This window comes from Bacillus sp. V3B, assembly GCF_024494465.1.
In the GTDB taxonomy this organism is placed as follows: Bacteria; Bacillota; Bacilli; order Bacillales; family Cytobacillaceae; genus Bacillus_BD.
The window spans coordinates 232,498-246,792 of record NZ_JAETXM010000003.1 but is presented as its reverse complement, the minus strand read 5'-3'; the positions used below and the strand labels follow the sequence as shown (position 1 = coordinate 246,792).

The window sequence follows — 14,295 nt, the reverse complement described above, 5'->3', positions numbered from 1 at the left end:
CACCGATCTATCGATCAGTTATGGATTAGGCGATCCCCGTCATTCCAACGGTTAGAAGTCTTACGGCTTCATTTTTAAGATTTAAACTTGCGTTAATATCTCGGTCATGATGGGTATGACATTCTGGGCAATCCCACTCACGTAATCCGAGATCCTTAACGTCTTTATTTTTGTAACCACAACAAGAGCAAAGCTGACTGGAAGGAAAGTTTTTGGCAACCGTCACCACTTGTTTACCGTACCACTTCGCTTTGTATTCAATCATGGTTTTGAATTGTGACCATGATACTTCACTAATGGCTTTAGCAAGATGGTGATTTTCAAGCATATTCGATACCGACAAATCTTCCATTCCGATGATGTCGTGGTTTTTGACAATTTCGGTTGAAATCTTGTCTAAGTAATCTTTTCTCGCATTAGCAATCTTTTCGTGGATACGAGCCACTTTAATTTTGGCTTTGTACCAGTTCGAGCCACCTATGGTTCGTCTACTCATGATTCTTTGTGCTTTGGCTAACTTTTCTTCTAAAGTACGGAAAAATTTTTGGTTTTTATAAGGGGGTGTTCCATCTGAAAGAATAGCAAAGTCTTTGACACCCATATCAATGCCAACAGCCGAATGGGTTTTAGGTAATTCTGCGACTTCTGTTTCCGTTCCTAAAGAAACAAAGTATTTTCCAGAAGGATTGCGTCTGATGGTAGCGCTCAAAATTCGTCCTTCTACTTCACGGCTTTTGGCAAAACGAACAAGTCCTAGTTTTGGTAATTTCATATAATGATCGACTACCGCAATATTTCCGTTCGTATGCTTGGTTGTGTAAGACTGAACCGGATTCTTTTTAGACTTAAAACGGGGTTGTTTGTTCTGTTTTTTATAATATCGGTCATAGGAGTCACTTAGGTTTTCAACAGACTTTTGCAAAGCAATACTATCTACCTCTTTTAAAAAGGGGTAATGCTGTTTTAGTTCAGGAAGTGATTTAACGGTTTCATATTTATTTAAGCCTTTGCCTTTCCAATGATTCATGGGAAGCTGACCATTCTGTTTCATTTCTTCTACGGTCGACCAATAAGCATCTTTTTCTTTTTGTTTGCCAAGAAAGAAGTTAAATACGAAACGAGAACAACCAATGGTCTTATTCATAAGCTCTGCTTGTTTTTCGTTAGGATAGATACGAAACTTATAGGATTTATTCACCAACATATGTTGACACCTCCTTTTCCTCCTTCTATTTTACCATTTTTATAGACAAAGTACAAACGTTTGTTCTTTCGAAAGAATTAAAAAAAGGGCGATGTGGAACTCGTATGATGTTTTTTATGTGAAGCAATAGATAGGCTCTCGAACAGTCGGACAATCGAGATGGCAAGAAAGCCATCCCTTGTTCGAAGGCAATTCATCCCCTCCCTACTCATTGGGCTAACGCCCTTCACATTCCTTGAGGAAGGGGTATTCTCGCCTAAAAAGGATAAAAGATATTGGTTAGCTGAGCATCACAATAAGCCGGGAATTGCAAGCTCTGCGACTTCCATTTTAATGGGCCATATCGCTGCGAATACATCAAAAATTCGAGTTGGTTCAGGGGGAATTATGTTGCCTAATCATGCTCCACTCGTAGTAGCCGAACAATTTGGAACATTAGAAACGCTATTTCCTGGTCGAATCGACTTAGGTCTTGGCCGTGCTCCTGGAACTGACCAGCTTACGGCATATGCTTTACGTCGCAACGATAGAAGTGATGGACATGATTTTCCAGAACAATTAGCAGAACTAAGAGCTTATTTTAGCCCTGTAAATATGAAAGTGAATGCCATCCCTGGCAGAGGTCTTCAAATACCGATTTGGCTTCTTGGCTCAAGTGGCTATAGTGCTGAATTAGCTGGACAACTTGGTCTTCCTTTTGCCTTTGCTAATCATTTTTCACCAGAAAATACATTGCCCGCTCTTTCATTATATCGAAATAGTTTTAAACCATCGCCAATCTTGCAAGAGCCGTATGTAATGATTGGTACCAATATTATTGCTGCAGATACGGATGAAGAAGCAGAAAAACGATCAACCTCCTTGCTACAACATCATCTTGGACTTATTCGTAATAAGCAAGTCCCTCTTCAACCTCCAGTTGATGATATGGATGCCCTATGTAACAGTTATGAAAAATCGATTTTACAGCAAAAATTAGCAGGCTCGATCATAGGCAGCCGAGAGACAGTAAAAACAAAACTTGAAAAATTTGTGGAAGAAACACAAACAGATGAAATTATCATAAACAGCCAAATTTTTGACCATCAAGCTCGCTTACAATCCTACGAAATGGTAGCAGATATCATTCGAAACACTTAAATGAACAAAAAGATGGGAGCGTAAACTAAACTGTGTAAGTAGGAAAGCATACGGTTCCTACTTCCCAGTTTAGTTTTTTTATTGAAAATATGAATATATGGATTGGGGGACAAAGTCTAAACGTGATCCGAAAACAGTAGAATTAGCTACTAGAATTATAGAACAAATACCAACCAGAGTCTGTTATGTAATGAAAGCCAGTGTCAGTTTTGAAGTAGTGAGGTTACTACTGTTGGAACTGGCACTTTTTTTATGTGTGAAATTATCAATAATAGCGTGTCACAGGCACCAATATTCTTTTGACAATCAAATCCAATATACACATGTGGAACATTTCGTGAAACAAGATTTTTCGAGGCGTACCAGGCACTGACCCTACACTCTGATCGTGGAATGCAATACAGATCTAATAGATGGAAGGAATTAATGGAAACGTATAAGATTAATCCGAGCATGTCTAGGAAGGCAAATTGTATTGATAATGCGTGTATTGAGAGTTTCTTTTCTTTCTTAAAAGCAGAGAAAAAAGGGCTAAAAAAGGCTACGTCTATCGAAGAAGCAAAACAAATGATTCATGATTATATACGATATTATAATCATAAGCGCATTCAAGGAGTATTAGATTACAAGATACTATCTCTTTATAGTAAGGCGAGTTAAGAAAAGGGCATACATGCCACATTTTCCCCTTCTCATCCTAGTAGCCAATTTTCATAACCCTAGAAAGGTTGTCAAGTGCCTTCCTTGACTGCCTTCTAGGGTTATGAAACACTTGTAGGATGATGAGAAGGAGAAAGAACTCAGGCCTTGTCAGCACTGAGTTCTTTAAGGAAATCCGAAAATATATTGTCTACTTTAAGGATCGCAACGCACAGGCACCGATCCTAGGCACCGATCCTTATTATACTTTTACTTAAAGCTTAATGAACCAAGCGGTTTAGATGCCGTATTATTAAAGAACTTATCATTAATGTGTTCCAAAAGTATACTTACTTGGGTACCATACAAATGTGAAGAAAACTCCTTGGTAACTCCACCAGGAATAGAACAATCTTTTGGATCGTTAAAAACAAAATGAGTTCTGCAATTTAATGGACGAGAACTATATATCCTACACATTCCTTGGTTTTCATCTAGGAATGGACATGGAGTCATTTTACCGAAATGTCTATCTAATTCAGTTTTTCCAGAGGGATATATTGTTGGTGTATATTTATTTGCGGTTGCAAGATTCTCCTTAAACTCATCATAACTCTCTTTTATATTTGATTTTATTAATTCGTATTCTGATTCAGTAATTTCTACAAGTTGATAACAACAAGAAGAGCATCCTTTAGTACATGAAGATTGGTTACCTATAATAGATGTTCCTTCATCAAGTATGCTGTAAAGTTCTTTTAAATAATTAAGTCCTGTTTGCTTTGGAATTATCCCCTTAAGCTCTTGCATTTCAATTTTTGTATTTAATTTTGACAGTTTCGCCCCTATTCTTGCATTATGTGAAATATTATCGAAAATGGGCTTATTATGATAATTTTCCACATTTAATGTATTCCACTGATCATTTGATTTATCATGACAGTGTTTATACTTTTTCCCTGATCCACAAGGACACGCATCATTTCTTCCGATTTTGTTCATTTTCTACCTCCAACATTTATTCATTTATACATACCAAATACTTATGCCACCCCTATTTTTTCTTTCGCCGCCCTAGTTCATAGTATTCTTTACAGCCTCTTGGTTTGTTCGTTTTACTACCCTTTCTACTATAAACAGTGGCTTGCCATTCGTGCCCTTTATCGCAAATCCACCACACCTTTATACTAGAACCAGCTGTTATTGCATAAGGTGTAAGATCTTCATTTTTAGTTGGATGCCATTGAGCAGCAAGCTTTGGATTAACCGTAGCTAAACAGTTATCTTTTCCAACCTTTTTCCCTACACAGTATGGACACCCTTCACCTCTATTTCGATGATTCGGAGCCGCCTTGTAAGAATGTCCCTTAGAGCATTTCCACCAAAATTTTTTATTAGAGTTTGGGAGAATATCAAAGGGAGTAAAGTTTTCATTCCTATCATAATCCCATTCTTTTGCTAGCTCTTTTTTCACTGTACCTAGCGATGTTTCAACTGTAGCTATTTGCCCATCACAGACCGGGCAACCATGTCCCTTTTTACGGGTAGAAGGTGCTGCTTCCCAACTATGTTTCTTTTCACAAGTCCACCTTCGATGCCACTCTTCTAAAACCTTAGGATTAATAGTTGCTAATGAATTTTCTTCTGTTACTACTTTACCTGCGCACTTCGGACAACCATTTCCATGTTTTCTATTTGTAATTGTAGATAGCCATGGATAACTACATTTAGAGCACTTCCAATATACCTTTCTAGTAGATCCTGCTGTAACATCAGCAGGTGTTAAATTCCCGTTTTTGTTAGGATGCCATTCCGATGCCAGTTTAGGATGGGTCTTGGTTAATTGTTCTTGGAATCTACCAAAACAAATAGGGCAGCCAGTTCCTCGATTTCTGGAATTTATTCTAGCTTCCCATTCATGCCCTTTCTCACAATTCCACCATGCAAAATTATTGGTACCAGCTGCAACATCAGCAGGTGTAATAGCGCCATTCTTTGAGGGATGCCATTCTGAAGCTAATTTTGGGTTCTTTTGTGAAAGGGGGATGTATTTTTTGGGCATTTTGGAACTCCTTACTTAAACTTCATTTTTCACATTACTCATCACCAGTTATATTTTACCATTTTTAAAGCAGTACAAGAATATATAGTCTTTAAACTATTAGAAATTTTTATCAAGTCTATTATACATTAATAGAAAGTAACCCTTATAAAACAAAATAATGGCCAATCCCCACCTATGGGAATCAGCCTAATTAGTCACTTTCTTCTATTTTTATCACTATCTTACATGTATGACCGTTTGCGATTTTTTATAAAATACAATTTCGAGACCCATTAAGAGTGAAGGCTTGTCCCTAAACCCTATTTAACTTTAGGGTGAATGTCTGCTACAAAGCTACGGATGGTATAATTCTGATAAGGATAGGTTGCATCAATGCCCTTGCCACAATCCCTCATCCGTCCATCAAAGATAAGGAGATACCCAAGGTGTGTCTGCTTGTTTTCTAAGTAATGCGTTAACTGTTCAATACCAGAAACCGCATAATCCTTAGAATACCCTCCCCCACACAGCTTCAGCTCAATAATTGTTTTCAATCCATTTTCAAAACGAAGATATATATCAATGCGTCCAGCCCCTGTATCAACTTCCTCAATTGCTTCAACACGTGAACCAAATCGCGATTTAATAAAAGTGTGCAACAAATTCTGTCCATGTTGCTCCGGAAACTTCACCCACTTATGTCCCTTTTGTTTTGGATCATTTCTCCAAAAACTCATCCTTTTATCTTGAGAAACAAATTTAACAAAATCCTTTAAACACTCTTCTAACGCCGTAAGTGTAACACCTTCAGAGGGCACCACGGCCTCGCCGGTCTCTTCAGGCGTCACAACTGTACCATCAAAATTGTCCATAGCTTTATTAATATACGTTCTAATATAAGTGGCTTCAGGACTTTTCTTTTGTGCTTGCCAAAGAATTGGAAGTGCTTCTCCAGACCTGCCCGCTTCAACCAACGATTTTCCATAGGTAAATAAGAGCGATGGCAGGTCCCCAAACCGTTCCCGCTGCGACTCCAAAAATTTCACTGCATCGTCCCATCTCTCATCCTCCCACAGTAAAGCAAGGTAATTTTGCCTACAATGCCACAAAAACGGATTGTAATATAGGGATTCTTGATACCAATGCAGTGCTTTATCCGTATCTTGATGCTCGAGATAAAGATCTGCAAACAAACTACAAATCGCCGCCTTTAAATCATAACTCGCTTTTCCCGCACTTGCCTCAGACCATGCTTTTTCCGTCAGCTCCAATTTTTCAAGAAATGTCGCATCTGTTTTCGCAAGCACACGTGAAATCCAGTAGGATGCTCGAATGTCCACATCACGTTCCTCCATCACATCCGTTTCAAGCTCTTTAAGCAGGCCAACATCCTTATCTACTAGCGCCTGCGATAAATTCTTCCGGAGCAAATAAGAGGGCTGATCTTTATCTAGCATTCCATTCTCAAGCTCACCAATCATCGCTTCATATTTGTCATAAGTTGCACGCCTACTGTCGTCTACTTCAATATGTTCTGAAAAAAGCAACGCAGAGTTGAGACTGGCAATCCTTGCTGCTTCATTACCAATCATCGCATCCTTCCCACGTAGTGCAATCGAGCGCTCAGCCTCTTCGACGGCTGCTTCATGCTGCCCACATGTATGATAGATTTGAGCTTTATTTAAGGCTAGTCTTGCAAGCCATTCCCGTTCTCGCAGATCCACCTCACTCAAAACACCTATTGCTTCCTCCAAAACTCCAATCGCTTGTTCCGGATTGGAGTTTTGGAAACGATTAGATAGTGATATCTTACTAGTAACAAACTCCTTTTTATTTCCATCTACTAAAAAAGCATCAGCGGCTCGCATTTCATGGTAGCCGGCATCTGGATTATCGTTACCAAGTATGATAGCCAGACCTCGGTACGCCCAGGCTAGTGTGCCATAATCATCAAAGGACTTTTTTATAATTTCCTGATACATGCTATAGGCAAGCTCCCTCTTACCAAGTTTCGCCGCTGCATTTGCCTTCAACAGTAGAATATTTTGGATCAGCCTTGGTTCCGCCTCTGTACAAAATTCCTCTAAATAGTGCGAAGCATCATCAAAGACCAAATCAAATCGCCCTGTACTCTCTCCAAGTAAAAATTTTATTTCATAGAATCGTTTTCTCTTAGAAGCGTCTAAAGCCGAAGGTGGTAAGGATTGTAGTAAGGAGAATAACGACATTTTTGTTTGCTTTGAAGCAAGATGAAGCATGCCTTTGTTCAGCAAGGAAAAAGCACCTTCCCAATTTTCTTCTGACAAAGCCACTTCAATTTCTGCCACGCACTCCGTTCCAAATTCAGAAAAAACTTTGCTGATTCTGTTGGCAATACTTCGTCCGATATCATCAGATACATAATGATGAGTTGTGGCATCCGTTTGAGTTGCCATCATCTCACCACCTTCTATATCAAAATGCATTGAGAACACTCTTTCTTTTATAGGTGCCTCAGCCTCAACCACATTGATTTCTTCTGACTTAAGCTCCTGGATAAGGTCATCCCAAAACGCTAACTTATCCTCATAGTCGTTATTTTGCTTAAGACACTGTGTTATCTTTTTTATGTGTTCGTTGATATCGCCCGTTACTGAAAGTGCATACTCTGACTCATCTACAGAAAGTTCAAGCATGCCTAAATACTGTTGCTCCTTTATTAACTTAACTCGACGGATTGTTTTCGTACTCATGACAACGCCTCACTTCGTTCTTAAATGTTACTGATACATACTGTTGGCACTGGTTAAAAATTAATAGCTTATTTGGCAAACTGTAACAGTTCAATTGCTGCTTTAAAGCGCCGGTCGGAATCGTTTGATTCAAGCTCTAAATAAAGGATATTAAGAGCTTTTTCTATAGCCGCTTTATCTACCGTTATTTTTTGATTGAAGTTAAGGATTTCATTTGCTGGTATATCATCCAACTCAGCATCCTCTAACGGATACTTAAACTTGGTCACAGCACTACGATTACGAAGAAGCTCCTGTATCTTAGGGTTCAGATCGTCCCTCTTCGCAACTTTTATCAGTTTAAATGCTCTTTGATGGGCCATTCCCTCTTCATTGTCATAACGTTCCTCATATCGATATGGCCCGACCTTCACAATATAAACATGATCCTGATGTCCATTGAATAACACAAGATCACCTTCCTGCATCGTATTAACGAAAGCCCACACATTTCCGAGATCATTCCCTAAGCTACGAGCATTTTTGTACGTATAGCGTTGTTCAAGTCTCTGTCGAATTTCTTCTTTTTCAACCCCATCAAGGTCACCAATCCCAGGCCAACCTATTGCAATAAACTTCCCCTGTACGAATTCATTAAGTCTTTCCTTATCATGCGGCTTGGTTTTAATCTGGAAAATATTCACTTGAAGTCCCTCCAATCCGTCACGGACCGTAACGAATTTTGTGTAACTATCATAAACCTCACTTTTAAAAATGTCAAACCCCTGTAAAAAATATTTTCAGTCTATGACATTTACCATAACTAATCACTTCTTCCTCTACTAATTCCTCGTTTAATTTTTTGTCAATTTCACTCCATAAAACGCAAAAAAATGGCCCACCTCCGTAAATGGAGATAAGCCTAATGATAAAAACTTCATCTATAAAAATGTTTTGCTTCTACTATTTATGATGGTTTGCTAATAACCTCGGTTCCTATATCAACCGTTTTACCAATTAAACTAACCCCTCGGAAGCCGCAAAGGTTATTAGCAGGGTAAAGATTGTTAACATTGTCATCCCTATCATCTCCTTATTATCTTTCGAGAATGACTCCCATGAAGTCGTCATAGCAATTGAAAGGGTATTAGCGATAAACACACCAATAATCCAATAACTGCTACTTAGGGCAATGTTTATTGATTTGGCGAGGAGTACGGGATTCGAACCCGTAACTGCGGCATACTTATTTAAGTATAGGATAATTATAGACAAGCTCGTTTAAGGTGTCAAAAATTCATATACTATTTTTTATTTAGTGGAGATATATTGAATTTACATTACTTTATCTAAGTGACATCTCTCCACCTTTATTAATCTCTAACAATCGCTATATTATGTTTTTGAATTTCTATTGCTTCAAACAATGTTTGAAAATTGGACACTGTCTCGTTCTCAAGTTGGATTTCCTTGTTTACTACTTTATCATGAAATTCTTTTGCTGCTAATTTCTTTGACGAACTAGAACCATCGTACGGGGTACTCAATTTTTTAAAGTCATCTTTAGAAATTAACGACTCAATTGTCTGTGGGTTGCTCCACATTTTCTCCTTAACTACTTCTTCGTTACAACTTACGAATAGGATTTTATCTTCTAAAGTCTCATCCAGTTTATTGACTAAAACATCGTATTCGTTGTAACCAGCTTTATCATAGTCTAATAAGATCTTAAATTCACATCCCCAGCCAATTAAAATTGAAACAATTCTATTGATATTACTAACACCTGCTGATGGAATTATATTTAGGGCGCTATCAATCGCCAAATAATTTATCATAGCATTCATATACATGTAATCTGTAATGCCCTCAGTAATGAGATTATTATTACTAGTAGATGGTCCTATATTAAACTTTAAATCCGCTCCAATAGCTTGCACTAATGGGGATAGAGTTTCCATTTTCGAGTCATTTGATAAATTTTGATTATAAGCACTCTTAAATACTTTTGTATTACCTCCCTCGACTTTTTCAATAGCCCTGACATTGGTTATGTCTCTACTGTCTATCATGTATGGAGAATGTGTAGTATATATTACCTGGTTATCTCTTTCTGCTAGTCTTAAAAATAATTCTAGGAGTTGCTTTTGAGCATTAACATGTAAATATACACCTGGTTCATCTAGCAAGTAAACTAAAGATTTATTTTTATACTCACGAGAAAGCACATCAACAAATATGCTTATGTACCAACGTAATCCATTACTTCTTTCACTTAGGTTCATTGCCTTATCATCAGTTAATATATATATTTTAAAGACACGACTCTCAAATTCTACTTGAAATTCGATTTTCTCTTGATTATAAAATTCATTAAACTCTGCCTCAATGTTTTTCTGAATTTTTCTTGCAATTCTATTTCGAACAGTTTTCCTATTACCATCTATAGGGTCTTCAAATGCTTCTACTATTTCTTGTTCAGTAATACCTGCTGCTAAAAGGAATCTATTAAAGATATGGTTTGGTTCTTTAAAAATATTTTTTATATCATCATATTTATAACTTGCTTCTAATTGTGGGTATTGTTCACGGTAATACACACTAGGTAGAAGAGAATAATATTTTGTAAGACAATTATCAATAATCTCCAATTTCTCAATCAAGTCTTCCTTGCTTGTATAATCATTGGTTATCCAATTTTTTAAATTACCTAATCTAGCGCTATGATTTATATAAACTTGTGAAGTTATGGCCTTCAAGCCATTCAAATAATCTTGTACTGATTTAATGCGGTTAGAGTCATTTCCCCAAACACTTCTAATATTCATTTCCAGAACACATTGAATAGCTTCCATTAGTAATTCATCATCGTTCAATAATTCCGATAATCCACCTTCAATCTTAACCACTCTATTATCTGTGAAACTTATTGATGTATTTGCTTGACTAATTTCAAATTCATTTAATTCACTTTGATAGTATTCCAAATGAACAATGATAGAAACTTCACCAGACGCTCCCCTATTTTTATTATTAAGGTAACTAGAACTAAGTGGTCTATCAAATGACAATTTGCCTACAGCCTCTAAGATATTACTCTTCCCGGATTCATTCTTTCCGATTAGGGCAGTAACTTTTGGTTCTACGGATAAAAAGTTCTCTGTCGAGCCTATTGACTTATAGTTATTAATCTTAAAACCAATTATCTTCACTTTAACCTCTCCAATGCTCCATGAAATTTATTACTAAACCATTAACACAATCCCTGCAGCCATTTGTTTATACCTTATTTTACCACATCATCATTTTTTAGTTTTTTGCATACACGAAAAAATGGCCCACCTCCTTGTATGGAGATGAGCCTTGGATGTTTTCTTCTATTAAATTTTACTCAGCAAACCCTTTTCCTTACTAACCTGATAATGAAACACTTCTCTAGTTCCTCCCCTTTCCGGTGCCTTGAACCTTTCTAGTTTCCCCTGCTTCATTAATGGTCTCAAAATTACTTGGAAGATGTGTGAATCGGAAATGACCATCCTCTCATTCATAAAAGTTACAATCTCTTTAAGATCCTTTGGCTCCTCGCAATATACTAACAGCTCCTCCACCTCAGCCCCTTTAAGTAAGGTCTCATGTTTTCCCTTCGTTTTCTGCTTCTTTTGCTGTCTTTTTATCTCAACATAGTCGTCGTAGGTTTCCGGCATTTTTTGTTCAAGTTCAAATATGAGATGGTAGGTGACCTTTCCATCTTCACACACCTCTGCACTACTAATAAATTCTTGAAACAAACCTTCTGGAAAGTCCTCGCTTGCTCCTTCCACATACTTTTTCACCTTTTTCATTATTTCCTTAAACATTTTCCTTTCATGTTCCACACGTCTTTCGCGTTCACTAAAGTGTTTCAGTCGCTCATGCAACTCCACTAATTCTTCTGTCAGTTTATCCACCAGCTGAGTGTTTTGGCCGTTATCATGAATCCCATCTTCAACTGCACTGTACAAGTTTTGATTTTGTATTTCTACTCTTTCCTGCAAAGCTGCTCTTTCTTTTTCCTCTTCATCTGTTAATTCTAATCTCTTAATCCAATGTAAGACGTCATTTTTAAAATTAGAATCAGCGCGAACTTGGTTTAAAAAGCGGATGAAGTTCCATTCCAAATAATCCTGGCGAATACGCCTTGTATCGCATCATTTATTTCTATATCTCTGATCATGGCGACAACACACCCAGAAGTGCGTTTCAAAAGGTTTGTTCGTCCGTCTCTCTACACTTCGTCTATGCCCCATCACATATCCACATTCACCACAATATAGTTTTTCAATAAAAGCTTCATTTTTCATTTCGTCTTTTTCGTACTTCCGATGTCCTTCTTTGATAAATCCTTTATTTCGTTTTCGTTCTTCTAAAATGTCTTGAACTCGGTCCCATTCCTTTGGCTTAATAATAGCCTCATGATGATTTTCAATATAATACTGTGGTTCCTCTCCTTGATTACGAACGACCTTGGACTGTAATGTATCGACGGTCACATGTTTTTGAAATAAATAATCGCCCCTTGATGCTAAAAAGATAAAAAATCAATATCTAGATTCTCCTCAAATCAAAAACGCTAAATCTGGTACTAAATTGCCACTTTTTATCTTTTCATCATCATCAAAATGCAGTTTTAATTACTATGCGGTGTAGATGTATTTAGAAAGGACAAAAAAATAAGCCCACCACCGATTAGGGTGATGAGCAGTTATTTATAGTCCATAGCATATATATAATTGAACAAGTTTTTGTTTAAGACAAGTATTCCTCAGCTATATTTTTTATAATCCTAGCACGATTCGGTCCTATTCTATTAATTTCCTGTAGATCCTCTAAAGAAGCCGTATAAATATCTTTTACTATTTTGTATTTTTCGGAAGTTGATAAATAATTAAATAAAAAGTTAGGAATTGATATTGCTTCTATAGGGTCCTCCATTAACTTAGGTAAAATGTCGTTAGTAGGGTAAGGTGTCAAGCAATATGGACAACCAGTAAATTCTATATTCTCTCTAGGGCGACCACAATGCGAACACGGAGCCATACTATCCTGATGAACACTGATTAAATGTTCAAATTGTTTATCTGAAGCGTAAAACTCTCTATAGTCATCTTTAGATAATCTTGTGATTGCATCCATAGGTTTCCTCGAAAAAGTTTCTGCAAATATTCTATTTTGCACTGCTAGTCCCAAATTAACGGAATATCTAGGAGCAGTCTTTCTTTGAGCTATTTTTACAATTCCTACCTTTGAAATTAACCCTGAATAACAAAGTATATCCATTGCTCTCTGTATCTTATATGGAGAAGTTGTTTCTATTGTAAAAAATACAGATTGCTTTTTAAATTCAGGAGATTTACCCTCGTTCTTCGTTTGCAATTCAGATAAGATATAATTTTTAACTACATCAAACCCTAAATCTATTATTGAAGTAATTTTAGGCAACCTTTGCTTTAAATCTTTGTGATATTTCACAAGTTCGTTTTCAATATATTCACTAGATTTAAGTATTGCGTTTCTATTGGATATTTCGCCATCTTGAACTAGTTTCGAGACGATATGCATAAAACCTCTTGGATTTCCATTAGATAAACAGATGATTAAGTCTAGAACTTCTCCGCGTTGAAAAAACTTCTTAGCTAACTCACTACTATCTTGAAGTCTCTTCTGTAGTAATTCTCTATAGAACTGTATGTTGTTCTTTCTGGCAGATTGAGAATACAAATCATTTCTTTCAAGTGGAATTGGAATCGCATCTTGTCCATACTCAAAATTCCCACCATAATTAGTAATACCCGGATATACAGCTACTTTTACACTTACTTCCTCACCATGGAGTAACTTTATCATGTTAAAGAATATTGATTGCTGTTCAGGTACAAAAGTATGAGCAGCTTCATCGAATAAAAAGACTACTCTATTTACATTTAATTTTTTTGAAGTATCTCTTATTGTTTTAGTTACATATTCAATATCATTAAATGTATTAGCAAAGTTAATACCAATTTCTTTTTCAATTTCATCTCTTTCTCCACTATCTTTGGTTAAAGCAAGTCTTTGAAGTAATGTTATTTTTTTCTCTAAGGCGGTTCCTAAATTATTTATTCCTCTAATATTAAACAATTCATAATATGGTTGAAGCGTACTGTCCCCTTCAATAATCCCTAAAGAATAAAGTTTTTCAGTGAAAGCTTGAAGAATCTTTGCCATTATCCACATTTTAAAAGAGTATTTTTCATCCTTAAATTTATCCTTTTCTAATACTAGAGACGATTTAAAGTTCACATAAACACCAAGTACCTTATTACTTTTTATAGTTTCATCTAAGTTGTATTCAGCTAACCTTAATAACATTGACTTACCGACGCCTCTACTACCTTCAAGCAAATGGCAACCAGGGCCTTCTAATAGATTTAGTATTCTAATTTCAGAATCGTGTAAACACTTATATTTGTTAATTTCTTGCTTAGTTAAGTCTTCGGTTCTAGCTTGTTGAAGCGCTACTGCTACATCAGACATATAAG

At 36.6% G+C, this 14,295-nt stretch carries 11 protein-coding genes; 2 read left to right on the top strand and 9 right to left on the bottom strand.

What is annotated here, in order from left to right; genetic code table 11:
* Positions 1-25: 25 nt before the first annotated feature.
* Positions 26-1,204, bottom strand: coding sequence for an IS200/IS605 family element RNA-guided endonuclease TnpB (gene tnpB, locus JMM81_RS07010; RefSeq protein ID WP_256240822.1), 1,179 nt, complete (start codon positions 1,202-1,204; stop codon positions 26-28).
* 159 nt (positions 1,205-1,363) lie between these two features.
* Here tnpB and JMM81_RS07005 point away from each other — a divergent pair, with 159 nt between their 5' ends.
* Both JMM81_RS07005 and JMM81_RS07000 read left to right on the top strand, forming a co-directional pair.
* A complete protein-coding gene (locus tag JMM81_RS07005) occupies positions 1,364-2,344 on the top strand; it encodes an LLM class flavin-dependent oxidoreductase (protein ID WP_256240821.1) in 981 nt (326 codons plus the stop codon).
* A 426-nt stretch (positions 2,345-2,770) separates the two neighbouring features.
* Entirely contained in the window at positions 2,771-3,004 is a 234-nt protein-coding gene (locus JMM81_RS07000) for an integrase core domain-containing protein (protein WP_256240820.1), read from the top strand.
* 249 nt (positions 3,005-3,253) lie between these two features.
* Here JMM81_RS07000 and JMM81_RS06995 read toward each other — a convergent pair whose 3' ends face one another.
* The 8 genes from JMM81_RS06995 to JMM81_RS06960 form a co-directional block, all read right to left on the bottom strand.
* Positions 3,254-3,985 carry a YkgJ family cysteine cluster protein gene (locus JMM81_RS06995; RefSeq protein WP_256240819.1) on the bottom strand — a complete coding sequence of 244 codons (732 nt, stop codon included), beginning with the start codon at positions 3,983-3,985 and terminating at the stop codon, positions 3,254-3,256.
* Between the two features lie 52 nt (positions 3,986-4,037).
* Entirely contained in the window at positions 4,038-5,045 is a 1,008-nt protein-coding gene (locus JMM81_RS06990; protein WP_256240818.1) for a zinc-ribbon domain-containing protein, read from the bottom strand.
* Between the two features lie 302 nt (positions 5,046-5,347).
* Positions 5,348-7,759 carry a hypothetical protein gene (locus tag JMM81_RS06985; RefSeq protein WP_256240817.1) on the bottom strand — a complete coding sequence of 804 codons (2,412 nt, stop codon included), beginning with the start codon at positions 7,757-7,759 and terminating at the stop codon, positions 5,348-5,350.
* Between the two features lie 68 nt (positions 7,760-7,827).
* The gene (locus JMM81_RS06980) at positions 7,828-8,442 is read right to left on the bottom strand and encodes a hypothetical protein (protein WP_256240816.1); all 615 of its coding nucleotides are present in this window, start codon (positions 8,440-8,442) and stop codon (positions 7,828-7,830) included.
* 669 nt (positions 8,443-9,111) lie between these two features.
* Entirely contained in the window at positions 9,112-10,950 is a 1,839-nt protein-coding gene (locus tag JMM81_RS06975; protein ID WP_256240815.1) for an AAA family ATPase, read from the bottom strand.
* Between the two features lie 168 nt (positions 10,951-11,118).
* Positions 11,119-11,895, bottom strand: a complete 777-nt coding sequence (locus tag JMM81_RS06970) for a hypothetical protein (protein WP_256240813.1) — start codon at positions 11,893-11,895, stop codon at positions 11,119-11,121.
* A gap of 30 nt (positions 11,896-11,925) precedes the next feature.
* On the bottom strand, positions 11,926-12,309 hold the full coding sequence (locus tag JMM81_RS06965; RefSeq protein WP_483862173.1) for a recombinase family protein: 384 nt from the start codon (positions 12,307-12,309) through the stop codon (positions 11,926-11,928).
* Between the two features lie 214 nt (positions 12,310-12,523).
* Entirely contained in the window at positions 12,524-14,290 is a 1,767-nt protein-coding gene (locus tag JMM81_RS06960; RefSeq protein ID WP_256240811.1) for an ORC-CDC6 family AAA ATPase, read from the bottom strand.
* Positions 14,291-14,295: the final 5 nt, after the last annotated feature.

What these genes read in the sequence shown, in the direction of transcription:
- JMM81_RS06985 (WP_256240817.1), bottom strand. Translation starts at nt 7,759, where the DNA reads ATGAGTACGAAAACAATCCGTCGAGTTAAGTTAATAAAGGAGCAACAG.
- JMM81_RS06960 (WP_256240811.1), bottom strand. Translation starts at nt 14,290, where the DNA reads ATGTCTGATGTAGCAGTAGCGCTTCAACAAGCTAGAACCGAAGACTTA.
- JMM81_RS06990 (WP_256240818.1), bottom strand. Translation starts at nt 5,045, where the DNA reads ATGCCCAAAAAATACATCCCCCTTTCACAAAAGAACCCAAAATTAGCT.
- JMM81_RS06995 (WP_256240819.1), bottom strand. Translation starts at nt 3,985, where the DNA reads ATGAACAAAATCGGAAGAAATGATGCGTGTCCTTGTGGATCAGGGAAA.
- tnpB (WP_256240822.1), bottom strand. Translation starts at nt 1,204, where the DNA reads ATGTTGGTGAATAAATCCTATAAGTTTCGTATCTATCCTAACGAAAAA.
- JMM81_RS07005 (WP_256240821.1), top strand. Translation starts at nt 1,364, where the DNA reads ATGGCAAGAAAGCCATCCCTTGTTCGAAGGCAATTCATCCCCTCCCTA.
- JMM81_RS07000 (WP_256240820.1), top strand. Translation starts at nt 2,771, where the DNA reads ATGGAAACGTATAAGATTAATCCGAGCATGTCTAGGAAGGCAAATTGT.